Here is a 20015-nt window from a genome sequence, read left to right on the forward strand (position 1 = left end):
CGGCGAGTCACTCCGACGAGTCCTCGGGTTGCGGGCCACCGCCGGTCTGGGCCTCCTCGGCGTCGCCCCAGCCGCCGGCGTCGACCACCTCGAACAGTTTGCCCCAGTTCTCGTCCTCGCGGGCCTCGGGGAGCTGATTCCGCAACTGCTGGAAATCCGACGCCGGAACCTGCGTCTGGACGAGGTCGACGATGACTCGCGCGTGGTAGGCCGCCTCCGGCGGATCGATCCCCTCGATGTCGCTTACCCGCGAGACGAACTCCGACCAGTCGAATCGCTGGCCGTGTTCGTGGACCGCGCCCGTCATGTACCAGCGAATCTCCATCGGAAGCGAGGCCGCGAGATCCTCGGCCGCCCCCTCCGGGATGCGTTCCCCGAGGGTCATGAGCGTCGCGCGGATCGCCCGGACGGTTTCGCCCGTCCCGGGTAGTTCGAGGCGATGCTGAATCTGACCGGTGAACTCGTCGAAATTCATGGTACTCGAGGATTCCACACCGCTCAGCGTCATAAACTTCCCCGCCATCTCGTTCGCGGCGAATCCGATCGATTTGGGATCCCTTCCAGGCGGTGTCGAACCCTGACCACGGCGGAAAACTTCGAGTGGACTCGCCGGGATTTGCCGTCACAGGCCGTCTCGCGTCCGCTCGCGGCCTGCACATGACCTCGTGGAACCTCACGGCGTTCGGTTCCAGCGAGGCAACCGCGGGGCCTCTCGAGCACCTCTCATGCAAGGTTCACTCTCCTCCTCTGAGGCGGATAGGAGCACGCAAGTATGTCCGCAGACCTCACACCAGAAGACGCGCTCGAACAGTACCTGCAATCACGTCACGATGCGACCGCCAGCACTGTTCAGAATCATCGCTATCGGCTGAATTACTTCATTCAATGGTTCGACGAGGAGGCCAACACAGACGACCTCTCCGACCTCAACGGGATGCACTGTGAGCAGTTCAAGAACTGGCGGATGGAGAACTTTGACCTGAATCTGGTTACTCTCCAGTACCATATCCAGACGCTTCGTGTGTTCATCCGCTGGTGCGAGAGTGTCGGAGCAGTCGATGAAGGCGTTGCAGAGAACATTATCGTCCCACAGGTATCCGACTCGGAAAAGGCTCGTGACGTTCATATCTCACACGAGAGAGCGATGCAGATTATCGACTACCTCTGCCGGTACGAATGGGCTTCAACTGCACACATCGTCTTCCACACGCTCTATCACACAGGTATGCGTCGTTCGTCGCTCTACTCACTCGACGTAGATGACTGGCACTCTGACGAGCAGTACCTTGCCGTCCGCCATCGACCAGAGCAAGGGACTGCACTGAAGCTCAAATCAGAAGGTGACCGGAATGTCACGGTCTCGGATTCGCGGCTCGTCGAAGCTCTCAATGATTGGGTGAGTCAACAGCGACCAGACGTTACAGACGATAACGGTAGGGAGCCACTCCTGGCCTCAAAGCAAGGGCGGCTCCACTACAAAACAATCTCCAAAATCTGTTACAAGGTTACTCGGCCTTGCTACTTCGCTGGAGACTGCCCTCATGAGCGAGAAATTGATGAGTGTGAGGGTACCTCGTATCGGGGTTACTCCAAATGTCCTGATTCGGTGAGCAGTCATCCGATTCGACGAAGTGCAATAACACACCACCTCGACTCGGACGTACCGAAAGCCATCGTCTCTGAACGGATGAACGTCTCCGAAAAAGTGCTTGACCACCACTATGACGCTCGAGACAAGGAGCAGAAGCGTCAAAACCGAGAAAAATACCTTGGTGGATTATAAGTTCTAATTCACCAAAATATATACACTCTCCCTCGAATCCTGTTTTATGCCCTACAGCGGAAGCGATTTTATGGAGTTAGCGATACCCGTTGGGAATTTCTTCAAAACAGTGAGCAAGGGATATGAATCTGCATATGAGTGGGACAGGCATGACTATGCTGAAGGAGGCATTCGAGTAACTGACGAGAATGCTGCGAATAGGGAGAGATGGGGATTAGACCTATCCCGAGTGAGGAATCGTTCTGGATGGGGAAGCTCTTTATCCGCAATTCAGGACCATGTTTTATACCATATTGTTGCAAATGCCAAGGAGAATCATGACCAGCTATCGCAATTCTTCTCAGATAACGTTACCCCTGACCGACATAGTCAGGTAGCTCGGAATCTGTCGAATGCTTGGAGGGATGAGTTCGCACTGAACGACCCTATCGACGGAGATATATCTGATAGAATGAGAACAGCGGAATGGCGTATTGTTCAGTGTTATTACTCTGTTTTCAAGGCCACAAGTGCTTTGATGCGGTCCGAATTTGAAAGAATCAGAAGCGACGCAGGTGATTCGCACAGTGGTGTTTGGATTAAACACCGACAAGAGCTGATGTCTGAACTTGGTAGCTCACTTTATGCATTTCCTTTTATGTTCTTTCCAGAAGCAACAACGGGTGAGCATGAGGAGAATTGGTTTGACTGGACTGTCCCTTATCCAATTCCTGATAGTGAATTTGACCGCCAAGAGGGAATCCTACAGGATAAAGCAATTAATGTATTATCGAGTTGCTATTCTAAATTACGTGAGATTGATTGGCAAGGAGATTCAGCTTTAAATACCTTCTATGATGGGCTTTTGTTACTCCGCCACTGGTCAAATTATCAACATGGTGGTGTTTTCAGCCGATTATATGGAGACAGTTATAAGCAAGCTATTGACGAGGCTTTGAGACTACTCTCATTCACCGGATTAGCAATTGCAGAAGTGGGAATTATCTATTCCATCGGATGGCGTCGTTTTCTCTCAATGTACCAATCATTCTCCGCAAATAGTTATGCAGGCATCAATGATTCAAGCAACATAGTGCGTAGACGCGTAGAGGTGTATATGCAGGCTTTCGGATAAATCGATGTAACTTCGACTGCAGAGAAGCTCGAATAGCCGACCTCAATTGTAGAAGCAGTAAACACACGCGGCAGTCTTCACCAATACAGAGGCGTCCTATGTGAAAACCTTGATACTCTGAGGGTTTAAATGGCTTAGTCAATATGACAGAACGAGCGTTCATGGTTCGCGCCGGGAACGATAACGAATTGGTTGAAGAATTTGAATCCCGTTCTCTCGTTGCAATCGGATGGAAGGAGTTGGGTGATGTCTCTAGTGTTCGCTCGTACGATGAAATGAAAGACCATTTCAACTCTATAGAGGAATATTCCGAGCACAACAATCGGCGTATTGCTCAGAACGCAGGACAGGTTAACAGATTTGCACTTGAGATAGAAGAGGACCATCTGGTTCTGACCTACGACAAGACGGAACGGGAATATCTCATTGGAAAAGTCACGAGTGGGTATGAGTGGCAACCAGGTGACCACCCACCGGAGTATCCTCATGTCAGACGTGTTAATTGGATAGATACCGTATCTCGAGACGAGTTTACTACGTCCACAAAGAATACCCTTGGAAGTACCTTGACGGTATTCTCGCTGGATGATTGCCTCGACGAAATATCAAGTGTTCTCTCAGGGGAACCACCCGAGGAGACTGAAGATGATGAGGACGCTGTACCATTCGTTGATGAGGTCGAGAATCAAGCGGATGAGCTTATTTCGGACATTTTAGCGAACATGGACCCATACGTTTTCGAAGAACTCGTTGCAGCAGTTCTGCGAGCAATGGGTTACCACGCTAAGAAAACGCGAGACAGCCAAGACAGAGGTATTGATGTGGTTGCTCACCCTGATTCGTTGGGCTTCGAGTCACCCTATATCAAGGTGCAAGTCAAACGCCAGCAGGCAAAGGTTGGTTCTCCAGACATGCGAGCGTTCACGGGAACTTTAGGAAATAACGAACGGGGGCTGTTTGTCTCAACTGGTGGATACACGAGTGGAGCTGAAGATGCTGCGCGAAACGCTGAACAGCGAGTCACACTCATTGACCGGGACGAGTTCATTGACCTACTCATTCAGCATTACGATGACCTCGAATCTGAGTATCAGGCTACGGTTCCACTGAAGCGGGTCTATATCCCTTCGCAAGACCCACCGTTGGAGAAGTAGACCAGCATCACGGAAACGCCGAAGGATGTTCTCAGAACTATGGTTCAGGACTGGAGAGAAGTTCGGGTGGTATGAGCCATTTTGTAGACCAGTAAACACAGAGGAATCAGACTACCGTAGCGTCACGAGGATACTCTATGCCGTCTGTACGTCAAACAGGGACATTCAGTAGATGAGATAGTGGCCTGTGACGAGTTTGATTGCACGACGATCGTCCGGAAGTACCTTGCCCGGTACAGGATGACCGATAAGGACGCCGACGACGTAACCTATGGTCGATTGGACGAATTGACGTAGCCAGGGCTTTGGTCGGAGTCACGCCTACGCCACGGCGTGTAGGAGTTCAGGATTCGCTATTAGGACGACACCGAGTCCGTAGACGGGAAGTGACTTAACGTCAAAGAAGTTCCACTCTGCCGCCTTGTTGACTCCGAACATACCGAGGACGAGTATCGCACCGAGAAGTTGGCCGGGCGGAACGTGAGGAAGCAACTGTGCCCACCACTCGTTTACTTTCGGTGTAATGAGAGACGCACCGAAGAGCGTTCCCACGAATATCAGCAATGCACTGTACTTCCCTCGAAACTGACCATTGAACAGGAAGAAGCCGTCCCGCGCTTCGTAGACGGTGATTCCCACCACAGCCATAGTCAGCCCGGTCATGATACCGGGCAGGTGGGTAGAGATGTACTGAAGAGTTTCTGCTATCATGATCATATCTGACTGGTCAATAGAAAATAAGTGTTTGGCAACCAAAATGAAAGTAAAGTCGTGGGTGCTCGGAGGCCCGATAACGAGCAGAATAAAGGATGCCACCAAAACTCTAGTCGTATTTTCTTCAATCGAACAAATAGACCGCCTACGCGTCAATAGCGAGTTGTTCGACCTTAATTTCCGTATCCGACTCGAGTAACTCCGACATGGAGTTTTGGTCGAATGTCTTGAGGAGGACAGTTACCTGTTCAATCGCTTCTCGCGCTTCTGGCCGCAGTCGATAATGAGTTTTACCGTCAATCTGCTGGCGCTCGAAAAACCCCTTCGACCCCGGCTCTCCCGTGATTTCAGCGGTCGCATTGATTCGATTCCCGAACGCGCCTAGAACACCGGGGAATCGCTCTTCGTCTCCCCATCGAATCTTGTTGATAAGTTCACTACTCGACACCCACTCGTCCTCGTCGCGCTCGTAGAGTTCTTTTAGCAGGGTAATTTGCCCACGCGGTATCGACTTCCGTCGAAGAACTTGCTCGAGGGCATGGGAGTTCATCGTTGGTCAGTGTTAGTACACCACTCGCTAAAATCTTCCTGACCAACAGCTACAGTTCTCCCTTCCCTGTGAATCGCGGGGGCAATACTGTTGAAATCCCCGCTGTACGGTCAATACGTAACGAATCGCAGGAATATGCCGCCTCCTGGATTTGAATTGGAATCATCGTTGACTGCATACGAGTCCGAGTGATTATTCTCTCTATCGGGAGGGTTTTCAATTGTATGGTTTCCCCCGCTTCGGGAGGGTCTTTGGTCTTCATCACACACTCTTATCCCGAGAAATTGGAGTTTTTACATGGAATGTGAGTGCGTACTATCTATCATGACCTCAGAAGAAGTAAAGCAGATAATAGGAAGCAACCTCAACGCCATTGAGCCTACCCCCTTTGAGGATTTTTTCAGAGAACTCCTTGCAGAAGGGCCATGGAGGGCTTGGACAACTCCTCAATCGGGTGATGGTGGAGTTGATGTTGTTGCATTACGGGAAATATTGGGATACCAGTATAAACTTCTTGTTCAAGTGCGTCGGATTTCCAGCGAAACTATTGGACCATCAGAAATAGAGGAAGCTGAGAAAACAATCACACGTAATTTACATCGATTCCCTGAGTACCAAAATTATGATAAAATATCCTATGTGACAAGCTCAACGTTCACCCATCTCGGACAGAAAGAAGCAAATGACAGACAAATTGTCGCATTAGATAAACATGATGTGGCGGGACTATTGATAAAATATGATTGTATCGGTATTGTGGATGAATATTGCTGAATGGGTGAGACAGCCAATGTGCCTTGGAAGGCCATGAGTGAATGGGGCCACAGGTTGCTCAGTAGATAATAAATGTCTCTAAGGACAGTAGGACGCCAGAATAACACAATTGGGTAACATGCTATCACATCTCTTCCACCGACAGATTTAAATACTCTCAAGTTTAATTACTTGTATGTAGCGATTACGGCAATAGGGAATACGTCTCGTTTGACCTGCTGGCCTGACGTCTAAATCTCGGGTCTATTTACAGAAGTGGGAAAACGGAGCCTCTGATGGAAGTCCGCAGCCGCTGAAGTCACAGCGGTTAGTTATATTTCGTACCGATAGTATATAAAACTTTCGTATGGAATGTACGTTAGCTACTCGTATCATATCGATATGATAGCACAGAGCTTCTCCAGTAACAGTGCTCCAGTCGAGAGGTATTGCTAGCATTGCCGCGCTACGGAGAACAAAGAAATGAAAGAAGAACAATATGAACCGTTCGACATAGTGCGAAAGAACATCTGGAGCATCTGCTTCCCCATCGGGAATGGGTTGGGATTCCATCTTTGTATGGGGGTTTATGAATGACTGAGCCTGTAATCTTCACTGATTGGAGGAATCACTCTGCGGATGAAACGGATGTGGAAGGAAAACGTCGGTTCCTCGAGTACAGTAATGATAAAGTGATGACTGATGGGGGGCAAGAAATTGTACTAAACGACCCGGACAAAGCAGGGAAGTCCTGGGAAAGTGAGAATCATAACGAGTATCATCGACCCGTAACACTTGACTTGTCAAATACCCGAACGACATTTTATGCAAACCAAGCTTATAATAGACGACTATTCGACCAGTTGTGGAAGCTACAACACGGTCGTGGACATACCTTTGAGGACTGGGACCTCGGTCATCGAGTCCGAATAGAAGATGTGGACAAGTATAAGTGGACTTGTATCACGCTCTCGATAGCTGAAGTCACCGAGTCTGTACGAGCGCAGGTCCTTAGGCAAGTGATGAGCATGAATGTAAGTGGATTCTCACGGTATTACGCCGGGGCGTTTGGAGCAGCAATAGGATTTGCTTGTCTCTATACATTCGAGACGCCCACTGAAGCTAAGGAGTCATACCTTGCTGAGGTCGCAGAGCAGATTCTGGAAGCTGAAGATGCCGATGGGACCGCAGATAAGCTAATTGATTACATTTGGAGAAAATATGGAGGGGAAGTTGTATGAGTGACTTCAATCTTTCATCTAAGTCTGGAATCGGAAAATCCAACTTCTCGATTAAGAGCTACAGCAATAATAGCACAGGTGGGGGTGATGAATACCCGACTCAACTAAAACAGTACGACCAGTGGCTTGTCACCCATGACACGCCGTGGAACAGTAAATGCCACAAGTCTCCGAAGTACCCGACTGAAGGGTGGAACGACGGAAATTTGCTCTCCTTCGAAGAAGCACACAACCGTCTCGAGCAAACTGCCGATGCTGCGCTTGCATTTCGTTTCACTATGGAAGGCCCCTTTGTTGGCTTCGATTTGGATGATGTAATCCGCAACGGCAAATTCACCGACGAATCCCGTGGTATTGTGCGGCAGCTCGATTCCTATACTGAGGTATCAAGTTCAGGGACTGGTCTGCACATCATAGCAGAAGGCAAGCGGGTGGACGACCTCAAACACCGACACGATTTGCCAATGTCAGGTCACCTAGAAGTATATGACCAGAACCGATATTTCGTTCTTACAGGCGACGTGTATAACGGTTACACGTCCGTTGAGAAGCGCTGTGAGGCCGTTCAACAGGTACAGACCGACTACTTACCCAAGAAGCAGAAGTTCTCATTTACGAGCGAACAAGAGCGAGAGAATGAACCGCAGTTCTCCGGAGGAAAAACAGATGTAACTCCTGAGCAGGTTTGTAGGACCATCCGAGCCTACGCCAAAAGTGAGAAACACAATGTAGACGAAACTGTACTAAGACTGTGGGACGGGAGTGACGAAGGATACAAATCCTCCTCAGAAGCAGATATGGCCTTCGTTAAACAACTCTACTACTGGTGCAGAGGTGACCAGCGGTTGATGGATGCGTGTTTCCGTGCTTCCGACCGAGTACGTCCAAAATGGGATGAGATTCACTACTCTAACGGAGATGCCTACGGCGAACGAACCATTGATATGGTTTGTAAATCAAACAGCAAAACCTTTTCAGGGAGGTACGTACAGTAAAGTAGGTTCTTCTACTGGTGTTTCCTATCCGAAGTACAGCATAATAACACAGTGGGGGGGTGTGTTGTCTTCACCCCCCACCCGTGTTATCTCGCGGTCCTCAACAAAGGAAGACAGTTCTTGTCTAAGCTTGGTCTTCCTCAGGAAAGTTCTTCATATAGTGCTATGACAATCGGGTAGTGAATGGAGCCACTGAAAATTGGTAGTTGTCCTTGCGAAATAATTGTCAAACTCTGAACCAGATGAAAATTGTACGAAAATCAGTTATCACCTTGGACGAAATTTTGTACAGCAGAATAGCATTGGGGGCATAAGTTCCCTGAAGCAAGTGACCCTGTTGACTTAGTAGAGTCAAATAATGTGTACTGAAAACGGTCTTCGTGAACCTCTACTTCTGTGTTGCAGCTAGTGCATTGGTTACTCGGAGTCCAAGGAAGTCTATATATTGATTTGTTCATTTTTCACCTCCTTCACATAGATTGTATGACAATCGGGTGAACCACCAACCAAGTTTTAGGATTTCTGCCATTCAACAATACGCATCTCGTATTCCGCCTCTGTTTCTGTATTCTTCCCTGTTGTTCTTAACACCGCAAGAAAATGGTAGAGGTTGCTCATCAACTCGACTCCGCCACTTGATTTTATGGGAAACGAAAATGTTCCATGGGGTTGTTTCCAACATACAAGCTCATCAGTTATGTCCTGAATCCTCAAAGTTAGATAGTGAATCAATCAATTCCGAATGAATCTCTTCAGCAGCGTCGACGCTTCTACAACCTGTAATAACAACACGACCAGTAGCGAAAAGCAATACGACGCCTTCTGCGTTTTCTGGACGATAAATGAGACCCGGAAACTGCTCTGGTTCGTACTCTGTTCTCTCAAGGCCAAGTCCGATGGCAAGAGCATTGAGATTGAGATTCTGCCCCAACTCTCCTGTACATACGTAGTTTTGAATGGTAAACCAGTCATCGTCAGATTCCTCAATAACATCCATCTCGGACAGGAGATTCAGAAATCGTCTACGAAGTGAATATGACTCCTCTTCTGAGTCTGCGCCAGTAATAATGAACTTCCCCGTTCTATATACCGTAATCAATGGTGCATCTTCCTCAAATCGGAGGTACATTCCTGGATACTTCTCTGGGTCATAGCTGGCTACAGGCTCACCAATGTCACCAGCAAGACGCACCAATTCGAGTTCTACGGATAGAGAACCCGATGCGACAACATTTACAATTTGTACCATCTTGTCCTCCAATCCACAGTCAAATCTCGTTTCAAATACTCTCACGTCTCGTCTAAGTATCTACTATTCGTGAGCGCGACTATGCTACTGAATAATATTTTCAAAAGAACACTTATACCTTCACTGTCTTGTAGCGAACAATGGCTGACAAAGGAACTGACCCTGAAGACCAAGCTCGAGAGGTCATTGATACCCAGTTACGGGAAGCTGGATGGAAAGACCTCGAAGAACACGGAGGTGATACGGGCTACGAACGGGAGTATCCAACATCTTCTGGTCCCGTCGATTATGCCCTCCTCATCTCAGGGAAGCCCATCGCCGTCGTCGAAGCGAAAGAAGCTCAGAAAGATGCTTATGCTGCCCTCACCCAGGCCAAACGATACGCACAGGACATTGGCACGGGGGAAAACTATGCTGGGCGGTACAGCGTCCCCTTTGTGTTCACCGCGAACTCTGGTGAGGTGTGGTTTCAAGACCTCCGAGAAGAGGCACCCCTTGAACGGAAACTTCGCAGCTTCCACCGACCAGAAGGACTTGAACAGTTCCTCAAAACCGATTACAAGGCTGCAAAGGAATGGTTAGAGGACACGCCCATTCGGGATTCCGACCCAGACCTCTGGGAAAACCAATTCGAGGCCATTCAAAACATCGAGGAGGCCATCAAGCAGAACAAGCGCCGGATGCTCGTTCAGATGGCGACGGGAACCGGGAAAACTCGAATGGCCTGCGCTCAGACTTACCGCCTCCTGAAATCCGGCTACGTCAACAGCGTTCTCTTCCTTGTCGACCGGAACAGCCTCGGGAATCAGGCCGAGAGCGCATTCAAGAACTACGACGTCGGTCCGGCGATGAAGCTGAGCGACATCTACATCATTGAGCAGGTCGAGGACGGAGTCTATCCCGAAAACGCGGATATCGTCGTCGCCACCCTCCAGGGCATGTACAGTCTGCTCGAAAATCACGACGAACTCGACATCCCGCAGGATGCATTCGACTTCATCATCTCCGACGAGTCCCACCGTTCTATCTACGGCGACTGGCGCGTCGTTCTGAACCACTTCGACGCCCTCCAACTCGGTCTGACGGCGACCCCGGCGACTCACACGCTCAGCTACTTCAACGAGAACTGGGTCTACCAATACGGCTACTGGCAGGCCGTTGATGACGGCCACGTCGTCCCCTACGAGACGTACCGGATTCAGACGGGTATCACCATGGACGGCCTCTACTACGAGGATGAGGAGTACAATCCCGAAGACCTCGAAAACAAAATCACCGTCCCCTCTACGAATCGCCTTATTGCAGAAGAGTTCCGAAAGCAGTCGGGTGAGGACGAGAAGACGCTAGTTTTCGCTAAGAACGACCGTCACGCTACCGAGTTGGAGAAGATATTCAGGGAGGTCTACTCGGATAAGGACGACCGCTACGTCAAAAAAATCACCTACACGACCGACGACCCCGACGGCTGGATTAAGCGATTTAGGAACCAGAAGTACCCGAAAATCGCGGTGACGGTCGATATGGTCAGCACCGGGGTTGACGTCAAACCTATCGAAAACATCATCTTCATCCGGCCAACTCGTTCCGCTGTCCTCTACAACCAGATGATTGGCCGGGGGACTCGCACCTGTGATGAGATTGGCAAAGAAAAGTTCACCATCTACGACTGTATCGGTATCGTCGACTACTTTAGCGAAACGCCGCCGTTCAACACGTATCGACCGGATGGGACCGTCGACGAAGAGAAGTCCGGGAAGAAGAAGCGAGAGGACAACGGGGACGACGAAATTATCGTTGCCGACGACGTTCAGGACCACCTCGAGTTCTCGGGGTATATGTTCGAGACGGAGGACGGTAAGGAGCTACGGCCTGACGACTACGTGACTCACTTCGAGCGGTACGTGAAACAGAACCAGTCCGAGATTGAAGCAATAAAGATAATAATGGAGTCCCCGGAAGCCCTCAAGCGTAAGCACCTCCGAGAACTCAATCGGAAGCTTCAGGATGAACCAGAGAAGTTCAACGAAGAGAAGCTTCAGAAGGCCTACGGGCAGGAGATGACCGATATCATCGGCTTCATTAAACACGCCCTCGGTGAAGACGAGTTCCCCACGACGGAGGACCGGGTCGAACGGGCGTTTAGCGCGTGGATGCAGGACAAGGATTTCACCGAACAAGAACGCGAGTGGCTGAATCTCCTCAAACGCCACTTTGTGCAGGAGAAGGTCATCAAGAAGGAGGATTTCAACTACGTGCCGTTCTCCCGGCATGGTGGTTGGAACTCTGCCGCGGAGGCATTTGGAGGAGAAGACCAACTGAAAGACGTGTTGCAAGAGCTTAACGAAGACGTGATATTAGCATGAGTCGAAATAACGGGAAACTCGATGTCGAACAGAAGATTTGGGATATTTGTGGTATTCTCCGTGAGGACGGGATGCACATCGGGACCTACGTCGAACAGGTCACAGTGCTATTGTTCCTCAAAATGATGGATGAACGCCAACAGTTTGGTAACGAACCTATTGAAATTCCAGAAGAAGCTCGCTGGGAAACACTGAAACAAAAAAGTGGAGAGGAGTTGCTTGAGCATTATAATCGGGTTGTCCTCCCTACGCTAAGCGACCAAGATGGAATCCTTGGTGAAATCTTCGCCCGAGTTAACAGTCAATTTCGTACACCGGTTAATCTTCGCGAAGCTATTCGAGAAATAGATGAGATAGAATGGTCCGGCGTCGAAGTCGACGTTAAGGGCACAGCATACGAGGCGCTACTCCAGAGATACGCTAAGGAAGCAAAGGGTGCTGGACAGTATTTCACTCCACGCCCTGCAATCAAAGCCATAGTCAAAGCGATAGACCCAGAACATGACGACCAGATTCACGACCCAGCGGCAGGTACTGGGGGTTTTCTAATCCATGCATTTGAGCACATTCTGGAGAAGACAAATGAAGGACTCGACCTGACACGAGAGGAACGAAGAGCACTAATGACAGAGAATCTTTCTGGAATGGAACTTGTTCCAGAAACTCGCCGACTAGGGCTTATGAATCTTGCCCTCCATGACCTTCAGCCTGAGAATTATGAAGTGGGGGATTCACTTTCGCCAGGCCCCCACACTAATAAGCGGTATGATGTAATAATCACCAACCCTCCGTATGGTGGAAACCAGAAAAGAAAAAGGACACGCGATGATTTCATGGTGGAAACAAAAAGTCCCGAGTTAAACTTCCTTCAACACACTATGTCCCTCCTCAAAGAGGGAGGTGAGTGTGGAATCGTTGTCCCTGATGGCGTCTTGTTCCAGCAAGCAGCAGCAGAAAGGGTTCGCGAGTTCCTTCTAGAGAATTATAATCTCCACACCATCCTGATACTACCGATTGGCGCGTTTCATCCGTACACTACTGTCACAACGAACGTTCTATTCTTTGAAAATGACTCATCCACTAAGGAAGTTAATTACTATGACCTTAGGACGGATATTGAAAACATAAAGAAAAGCAACCCATTAACACTTGAACACTTCAGTGACTTCTTGGAAAAATACAAAACAACGGAAGAGTCGGAACGATATTTCAAAGTAAATATTGATGATATTCGAGATAATGATTATAGTCTGAACTATAAGGATTATCGGAACTTCGACAATGGTGACGAAAACCTTCCTGAACCAGAGGAACTTCTTACTGAATTATTATCTCTACAGGAACAGATATCAGAAGAAACAGAGGAAATGATGTCTGAATTAGAGGAAAACTCCAGTGATGACTAACTTAAAAATCCCAGAAGACTGGTCAATTACCACCGTTAAGGAGTCTTGTGCCACCCAATACGGTTATGCATTTGACTCTGACCAGTTCACAGAGGAAAAGGACGAAGGTATGCCGATTATTCGAATCGGTGACCTGGGAACTGGAACTACTGAACTGAATTACATTGGTGAATATGAAGACCGATACATAGTAGAACCAGGTGATTACTTAATTTCAATGGACCGCCACTTCCATATCTACGAATGGGATGGCGACACATCATTGCTCAATCAGAGGGTATGTAAAATCCAGTCTGATTCTGAGAAGCTTCTTAACAAGTATCTCAAATATTTCATGGAGATACCATTGGTGCAAATTAAGCAGAATGTGGAGAGGACAACCATTCCACATCTATCAAAAGGTGATTTAGAGGAGACAGAGATTCCACTACCCTCAATTAATGAGCAAAAACGAATAGTCGAATTGATAGACAAATTATTTAGCAATATTAATCATATTGAAGAATCGTCAGAGAGGTCTCAAGAAATAGCTTCAAATTTGATGTACTCTGCAGTTGATACACTAATTGTAGATAGCTCTAACGATTGGGAATGGAAGACTTTAGCTGATGTAGCAGACCGACTGCGTAGTACGGTTGACCCTTCTGAATCGCCTGAGACAACATTTGAGTATTACAGCTTCCCAGCATATGACGAGAGTGGTGAACCATTACTAACAAATGGTAGTGAGATAGGAAGTAGGAAAAGAAAGTTAGAAGGAGGCGAATTGATGATTTCGCGGCTAAATCCAAGAAAAGAAAGGGTGTGGAAGGTAAGTGAATCTGAACGGCCAAAAATCGCATCTACAGAATTTGTTGCGTTAAAGCTCGATGAGGACATAATTGATAGAGACTACTTGTACCATTATCTCGGCTCTAAAAGAGTCACCATCTTGTTAGTAAACCAGGTCAGTGCTACAACGAAGAGTAGACAGAGAGTCTCATTTTCAGATGTGATGGAACTGCCTCTTCCCGTCCCCCCGATAGAAGAACAAGAAGATATAGCAAACTGTCTAAACAATATAGAAGACAACGTCAGCAGCATAAAATCTGCTTTGAGTCGGACAACCCTGATAACTGACCAGCTTCCAAGGTCGGTCCGGATTAAAGCATTCAGCGGTGAACTAAGCGAAGGAAGTAGTGTCGTCGAAGAAATCAAAAACATAAGGAATTAACAAACCTCACTACAGGAATACTAACCTGTGGACTTTCTCTTGAAAAGCATAGATAGAAAAGCGTAACTTGGTTCTTATTTCGTTCTATGGCCTATCGGTGATAGATTCAAAGTACTATTCGGAAGATAGTTTAGTCTTGGCACTCAAAGACCCCCCGTGTTATTCATACGTAAGTAGCGACCGCCAATATATAAAATATATGTCATTTACAATAACCATATATATCTGCAGAAAATTCTCTGAACAACATCAGCTGTGCTCAACGGTAAGGAACTTCAACAGATAAAAAAGAATCACACCCCTTGGATTCGGTGCCTGCTTCCCAACAAACTGCTCATATTCGACAGACACAAGGTCTAAGAGGGTAGAACGAGTAGTCCTTCCTGTCCGTCTGCAAAGAGTGAGAGTGAATAATTTGGCTGAGTGGGAGTGACGGTCACTCCGACACGGGACGAGATATGTGCAAAACAGGCCCCAAACCGGACGCTGTCTGCTCCTCGCGGAAGGAGTGATATAGTAGTGGACTCGCCGGGATTTGAACCCGGGGCCTCTCCCATGCCAAGGGAGTGATCTACCTCTGATCTACGAGCCCTCGTTCGCACTCACAGCTTTCACACACTCGAGTATAAACCCCTCGATATCCGGCGACTGCGGCGGGACCGACTGTCGTGGGTCTCGATCACGTGCCCCAGTGAACGATCGCGCACGCAGTCCGTCATCGGCACACAGGCCGTCGGGCGGACCGTCGAACGTACCGGTTTCGATCGACGGAGCAGCACCCGGCAGAACCGATCGACACAGGCCGGAGTCGCACGAATGAGGCGGGATTGTGCGCGGCCCGGGACGCTGAGGTGAGATGGGAGCGCGGACGCCAGCGAGTTCGGTTCGGGACGGGTCGCGCCCTCGTAATAACAGAAATACTACATGAACGGCAAAAAATTAGGCCGAGATTGTCGTCGGCTGTGACCGTGTGGCAACCATGAAACGGGAGATGCTCACGACGGACTTCCTCGATCGGGCGGTGGACCTGTACGACGACGTCACGGGGGTCGTCGCGCACGATGGGACCGAGTACACCTACGCGGAGGTGAACGATCGGGTCAACCGGCTGGCCCACGCGCTGGCAGAGAGCGGGGTGGAGCAGGGCGATCGGGTCGCGTTGCTCGCGCCGAACACGCACTACTTCATCGAGACGCTGTACGCGACGAACAAACTCGGGGCGGTGTTCGTGCCGCTGAACTACCGGCTGGCTACGGGCGAGTACGAGTACATCCTGAACGACTGCGAGGCGGGGATGCTGATCGCGGACTACGACTACGCCGAGAAGGTGGAACCGATCCGGGACGAGATTCCGGCGGAGACGTTCGTTGGGTATCGGGCGGACGAGATCGAGGGCAACTGGATCGACTACGAGGAATTCATCGACGGCCGATCGACGGCGGAACCCGATCGGCCGGCGATCGGTGAGGACGACGACGCCAGCATCAACTACACCTCCGGGACGACGGGCGATCCGAAGGGCGTAGTCCGAACCCACCGCACCGAACACTGGCACGCGCTGGTGCTCAACCAGCACATGGAGATCAGGGACGACGACACGTACCTCTGGACGTTGCCGATGTTCCACTGCAACGGCTGGGGGCACACCTACGCCATCACGGGGACCGGCGGGACCCACGTCTGCCAGCGCACGTTCGACGCGGAGGGGGTCTTCCGGCGCGTCCGCGACTACGACGTGTCGTTCATGTGTGGCGCACCCACGGTGCTCAACAACCTCATCGCGTACTACGAGGATCACGACGACGTCGAGACGATCGGCGATCGCGACGTCCGGATCGCGACCGCGGGGAGCGCGCCCGCGACGGCCACCATCGAGACCGTCGAGGACGAGTTCGGCTGGCGGATCATCCACATCTACGGTCTCACCGAGACCGCGCCGATCATCACGACGAGCAACTCGCCCCGGCGACTCGCCCAGCGGGGCCGCGACCTCAAGGTCAAGCAGGGCGCCGAGACGCTGTGTACCGACGTCAGGGTCGTCGACGAGGACGGGAACGACGTCCCGCGCGACGGGGAGACGATCGGCGAGATCGTCGTCCAGGGCAATCAGGTGATGGACCGCTACCTGAACAAACCGGCGATCACCGAGGAGGCGTTCAACGAGCGCGTCGAGGGCTACTTCCACACCGGCGATCTCGCGACGATCGACGCGGACGGGATGGTCGCGATCCAGGACCGGAAGAAGGACATCATCATCTCCGGCGGGGAGAACATCTCGAGCATCGAGGTCGAGGACGTTCTCTACGACCACCCGGCCGTCCTGAAGGCCGCCGTCATTCCCGTCCCGAGCGAGGAGTGGGGCGAGACGCCCAAGGCGCTGGTCGTCCCGAGAGGGGACGCCAACCCGACGGAAGACGAGATCGTCGACTTCGTTGGCGAACAACTGGCCGGCTACAAGAAACCGACGAGCGTCGACTTCGTCGACGACCTGCCCGAAACGGCCACCGGGAAGGTCCAGAAGTACGAACTGCGCGAGGAGTACTGGGAAGAAGAGGAGACGCGGGTCGGCCAGCAGTAACCGGCACAGCCGATCCGACGGGACGACCAGCCCCGGTCGGTGGACGTCGATCGCGTCCGATCGGTGCGGGGCCGGCGTAGAGTCCGACCGACGCGGAACCGGCACAGCGTCCGATCGGCGCGGGGCCGGTCTAGAAACCCTTTAGTCCGTTCGACCGGAAAGCTCCAGCGGGAAGCGCACGGCCGCAAATCTGACTCTGCTACCCGCTATTCGGGGTAGCTTGGGATTGCGGAAGTGCATCGACAGCCGAGTGACTCGGCTGTCGCGTACGGAGGCGGTCAGTGCGGTTCCTATCCTCACCAATGGCACGAATGCACACCCGCCGCCGAGGCTCGTCCGGTTCGGACAAGCCGGCGGCAGACGAACCCCCGGAGTGGAGCGACGTCGACCCAGACGACATCGAAGCGCGGGTCGTCGAACTGGCGGAACAGGGCCACGATCCCAGCCAGATCGGGATCAAACTGCGTGACGAAGGCGTCACGGGCACGCCCGTGCCGGACGTCAAGCTGGCGACCGGCAAGAAGATCACGGAGATCCTCGAGGAGAACGACGCGAAAGCCGACATCCCCGAGGACCTGTGGAACCTGATGGAACGTGCCGTGCGCCTGCGCGAGCACGTCCAGGCCAACCCGCAGGACCACCAGAACAAGCGCGCCCTGCAGAACACCGAGTCGAAGGTGCGCCGACTGGTCGACTACTACCGCGGCGACGAACTCGAGCCCGACTTCACGTACACCTTCGAGACGGCGAAGGAACTCATCGAGGACTAACACGGAATGTCCACCGACGGTCGAACCGCCGAGCCGCCGTCCGCCGCACGCGCGATCGAGAGCGCCGGCTTCGTCCGCTTCGTCGCGCGGGCCGACGGCGACGCGCTCGCGGCGAGCGGGCTCGTCTCCCGCGCGCTCGCCGATCGCGCCACGCCGTTCCAGGTGACGATCGGCCGGACCGTCGCGGAGCGGACCGATCGCGCCGAGGCGAGCGACGCCGAGGCCGATCGGAACGGTGACGTCACCCTCGTCGTCGGCACCGCGGACGCGGATCGACCCCAGATCGGGGCGACGGACCGCCCCGCTACGCTCGACGCCTGCGAGATCGTTCGGGACCTCGGTGCGACGCCGGATCCGATCCTCGCGCTCGCGGGACTCGCGGCCGCCGGGAACGATCCCGGGGCCGGCGAGAGCGAGTGGCTCCTCGAGGCCGCCCGCGATCGGGACCTCGTCGACAGACGCCCCGGACTCGTCGTCCCGACCCGGGATCCGATCGACGGGATCGCACATTCCACGCGCGTTCGCGCGCCGTGGTCGGGCGACCCGGCGGCGACTCGCGAGGCGCTCGCGGCCGTCGCACCCGCGGCGGTCGACGACCCGGACGCGCTCGACGCGGACGGCCACCGGGCGATCGGCTCGGCCGTGGCGCTCGACGTCGTGGGCGCGGACGACGCGACCGCGACCGCCGCGGAGACGATTCAGCGCGCGTTGCGTCCGTACGCGACCCCGGACGGGCCGTTCGCGACGGTCGGCGGCTACGCCGACGTGCTCGCGGCGACGGCACGGACCGAACCCGGGACCGGTGCGGCGCTCGCGATGGGGCACGACGCGGCCGGGGCGGCGCGATCGGCCTGGTGCGACTACGGCCGTCGGACCCACGCCGCGCTCGCGGACGCCTCGACCGGCCGGTACGATGGCCTGTTCGTCGTCAGCGTCGAGAACGGTCCCGTCGAAGCGATCGCTCGCGTCGTCGCGGGCTATCGCTCGCCGGAACCGGTCGTCCTCGCGGTCGGCGACGGCGAGGCGGCACTCGCCGCGCACGACGAGTCCCTCGGCCCGACCGTCGAGGCCGTCGCCCGCGAACTCGCGGGCGAGACCGATCGCACCGTCGAGTACGACGCCGTCAGGCGGCGCGGCTTCCTGCGGTACGACCCCGCGGTGGACGAGTCGACGATCGTCGAGACAGTGAGGGCGTTCCAATGAGTCGGCGCGCGACCGCGATCGTCCGGACGGAACACGACGAACCGGAGCGGATCGCACGGGCGATCGACCCGGACAACACCGACGAGATGGAGACGACCGTCGACGGCGACGGCGCGGTCGTCACGCGGATCGATCGCGAGACGACGAGCGGCCTCCACTCGACCGTCGACGACTACGTGGTCAACGTCGACGTCGCGATGCAGGTGGCACAGCACGCGGAACCGACGGACACGGGACCTGTGTCCGACACGAATCCAGATACCAACAATGAGTGAACGATCAGTTTCACGCGCGAAACAGGAGAAGCGGTGGTACACCGTCCTGGCACCCGAGCAGTTCGACCGCCAGGAACTCGGCGAAACCCCCGCTGACGAACCGGAGAAAGTCTACGACCGAACCATCGAAACGACGCTCGGCGAACTCACCAACAACGCCAGCGAGAACAACACGAAGCTGACCTTCAAGATCACCGACGTCGGCAGCGACTCGGCGTACACGGAGTTCGTGGAGCACTCCCTGACCCGTGACTACCTCCGATCGCTGGTCCGTCGCGGTGCCTCGAAGATCGAGGCCTACGTCACCGTCCTCACGACGGACGACTACCGCGTCCAGATCCAGCCCGTCGCCTTCACGACGAAAAAGGCCGACGCGAGCCAGGAGAAGGCCATCCGCGAGCAGATGGTCGAGATGGTCGAAGAAGCCGCGGCCGAGCGCGACTTCGAAGAACTCGTCGACAGCGTCGTCGAGGGCCGACTCTCCTCGGCCATCTACGGCGAGGCCAAGACGATCTACCCGCTGCGACGCGTCGAGATCCAGAAGGCGACGCTCGAGGCCTACCCCGAAGAGGTCGCCGAAGAGGAAGCGACCGCGGTCGACGTCGACGAAGAGGACGTCGCCGCCGGCGACGACTGATCGGCGCGGGAACCGGC

General features: G+C 53.0%; 18 protein-coding genes and 1 tRNA gene. 14 read left to right on the forward strand and 5 right to left on the reverse strand.

The window, feature by feature from the left end:
* Positions 1-7 precede the first annotated feature (7 nt).
* The gene (locus tag AC6I6X_RS12100; protein WP_497930776.1) at positions 8-475 is read right to left on the reverse strand and encodes a DUF2267 domain-containing protein; all 468 of its coding nucleotides are present in this window, start codon (positions 473-475) and stop codon (positions 8-10) included.
* Between the two features lie 297 nt (positions 476-772).
* On the opposite strand from AC6I6X_RS12100, the gene AC6I6X_RS12105 reads away from it, so the two are divergent.
* The 3 genes from AC6I6X_RS12105 to AC6I6X_RS12115 all read left to right on the forward strand — a co-directional run bounded on the left by AC6I6X_RS12105 (position 773) and on the right by AC6I6X_RS12115 (position 4051).
* The gene (locus AC6I6X_RS12105) at positions 773-1783 is read left to right on the forward strand and encodes a tyrosine-type recombinase/integrase (RefSeq protein WP_497930777.1); all 1011 of its coding nucleotides are present in this window, start codon (positions 773-775) and stop codon (positions 1781-1783) included.
* A gap of 46 nt (positions 1784-1829) precedes the next feature.
* Positions 1830-2897, forward strand: a complete 1068-nt coding sequence (locus AC6I6X_RS12110) for a hypothetical protein (protein WP_497930778.1) — start codon at positions 1830-1832, stop codon at positions 2895-2897.
* 143 nt (positions 2898-3040) lie between these two features.
* On the forward strand, positions 3041-4051 hold the full coding sequence (locus tag AC6I6X_RS12115) for a restriction endonuclease (protein WP_497930779.1): 1011 nt from the start codon (positions 3041-3043) through the stop codon (positions 4049-4051).
* Positions 4052-4372: 321 nt separating this feature from the next.
* Here AC6I6X_RS12115 and AC6I6X_RS12120 read toward each other — a convergent pair whose 3' ends face one another.
* Together AC6I6X_RS12120 and AC6I6X_RS12125 are read right to left on the reverse strand one after the other, a co-directional pair.
* Entirely contained in the window at positions 4373-4762 is a 390-nt protein-coding gene (locus AC6I6X_RS12120) for a hypothetical protein (RefSeq protein WP_497930781.1), read from the reverse strand.
* Positions 4763-4910: 148 nt separating this feature from the next.
* Positions 4911-5315: a hypothetical protein gene (locus AC6I6X_RS12125; protein WP_497930782.1), complete on the reverse strand. Its 405-nt coding sequence runs from the start codon at positions 5313-5315 to the stop codon at positions 4911-4913.
* 324 nt (positions 5316-5639) lie between these two features.
* Here AC6I6X_RS12125 and AC6I6X_RS12130 point away from each other — a divergent pair, with 324 nt between their 5' ends.
* The 3 genes from AC6I6X_RS12130 to AC6I6X_RS12140 all read left to right on the forward strand — a co-directional run bounded on the left by AC6I6X_RS12130 (position 5640) and on the right by AC6I6X_RS12140 (position 8304).
* Positions 5640-6089 (forward strand): restriction endonuclease, encoded by a 450-nt coding sequence (locus tag AC6I6X_RS12130; protein ID WP_497930783.1) that lies wholly within the window; start codon positions 5640-5642, stop codon positions 6087-6089.
* 572 nt (positions 6090-6661) lie between these two features.
* Positions 6662-7309, forward strand: a complete 648-nt coding sequence (locus tag AC6I6X_RS12135) for a hypothetical protein (RefSeq protein WP_497930784.1) — start codon at positions 6662-6664, stop codon at positions 7307-7309.
* Positions 7306-8304, forward strand: a complete 999-nt coding sequence (locus AC6I6X_RS12140; protein WP_497930785.1) for a phage NrS-1 polymerase family protein — start codon at positions 7306-7308, stop codon at positions 8302-8304. The genes AC6I6X_RS12135 and AC6I6X_RS12140 overlap by 4 nt, the downstream gene beginning before the upstream one ends.
* 691 nt (positions 8305-8995) lie before the next feature.
* On the opposite strand, the gene AC6I6X_RS12145 is transcribed toward AC6I6X_RS12140, so the two are convergent.
* Positions 8996-9553: a TATA-box-binding protein gene (locus AC6I6X_RS12145; RefSeq protein ID WP_497930786.1), complete on the reverse strand. Its 558-nt coding sequence runs from the start codon at positions 9551-9553 to the stop codon at positions 8996-8998.
* A 140-nt stretch (positions 9554-9693) separates the two neighbouring features.
* Here AC6I6X_RS12145 and AC6I6X_RS12150 point away from each other — a divergent pair, with 140 nt between their 5' ends.
* The 3 genes from AC6I6X_RS12150 to AC6I6X_RS12160 are packed head-to-tail and all read left to right on the forward strand — an operon-like array spanning position 9694 to position 14535.
* The gene (locus AC6I6X_RS12150) at positions 9694-11916 is read left to right on the forward strand and encodes a type I restriction endonuclease subunit R (protein WP_497930787.1); all 2223 of its coding nucleotides are present in this window, start codon (positions 9694-9696) and stop codon (positions 11914-11916) included.
* Entirely contained in the window at positions 11913-13322 is a 1410-nt protein-coding gene (locus AC6I6X_RS12155; RefSeq protein WP_497930788.1) for a type I restriction-modification system subunit M, read from the forward strand. The genes AC6I6X_RS12150 and AC6I6X_RS12155 overlap by 4 nt, the downstream gene beginning before the upstream one ends.
* Complete coding sequence (locus AC6I6X_RS12160) at positions 13315-14535, forward strand: restriction endonuclease subunit S (protein WP_497930789.1); 1221 nt, start codon at positions 13315-13317, stop codon at positions 14533-14535. The genes AC6I6X_RS12155 and AC6I6X_RS12160 overlap by 8 nt, the downstream gene beginning before the upstream one ends.
* A 520-nt stretch (positions 14536-15055) precedes the next feature.
* On the opposite strand, the gene AC6I6X_RS12165 is transcribed toward AC6I6X_RS12160, so the two are convergent.
* Positions 15056-15127, reverse strand: a tRNA-Ala gene (locus AC6I6X_RS12165).
* 387 nt (positions 15128-15514) lie between these two features.
* Here AC6I6X_RS12165 and AC6I6X_RS12170 point away from each other — a divergent pair.
* The 5 genes from AC6I6X_RS12170 to AC6I6X_RS12190 all read left to right on the forward strand — a co-directional run bounded on the left by AC6I6X_RS12170 (position 15515) and on the right by AC6I6X_RS12190 (position 19998).
* Positions 15515-17113: a long-chain-fatty-acid--CoA ligase gene (locus AC6I6X_RS12170; protein ID WP_497931287.1), complete on the forward strand. Its 1599-nt coding sequence runs from the start codon at positions 15515-15517 to the stop codon at positions 17111-17113.
* 302 nt (positions 17114-17415) lie between these two features.
* Positions 17416-17883, forward strand: a complete 468-nt coding sequence (locus AC6I6X_RS12175; RefSeq protein ID WP_497930790.1) for a 30S ribosomal protein S15 — start codon at positions 17416-17418, stop codon at positions 17881-17883.
* 6 nt (positions 17884-17889) lie between these two features.
* On the forward strand, positions 17890-19086 hold the full coding sequence (locus tag AC6I6X_RS12180) for an exonuclease (RefSeq protein ID WP_497930791.1): 1197 nt from the start codon (positions 17890-17892) through the stop codon (positions 19084-19086).
* Positions 19083-19361: a KEOPS complex subunit Pcc1 gene (locus tag AC6I6X_RS12185; protein WP_497930792.1), complete on the forward strand. Its 279-nt coding sequence runs from the start codon at positions 19083-19085 to the stop codon at positions 19359-19361. Before AC6I6X_RS12180 ends, AC6I6X_RS12185 begins: the two co-directional genes overlap by 4 nt.
* The gene (locus AC6I6X_RS12190) at positions 19354-19998 is read left to right on the forward strand and encodes a 30S ribosomal protein S3ae (protein ID WP_497930793.1); all 645 of its coding nucleotides are present in this window, start codon (positions 19354-19356) and stop codon (positions 19996-19998) included. Before AC6I6X_RS12185 ends, AC6I6X_RS12190 begins: the two co-directional genes overlap by 8 nt.
* The last annotated feature ends 17 nt before the right edge of the window (positions 19999-20015 follow it).

It is taken from the genome of Halosolutus sp. YCN4 (genome assembly GCF_059736495.1).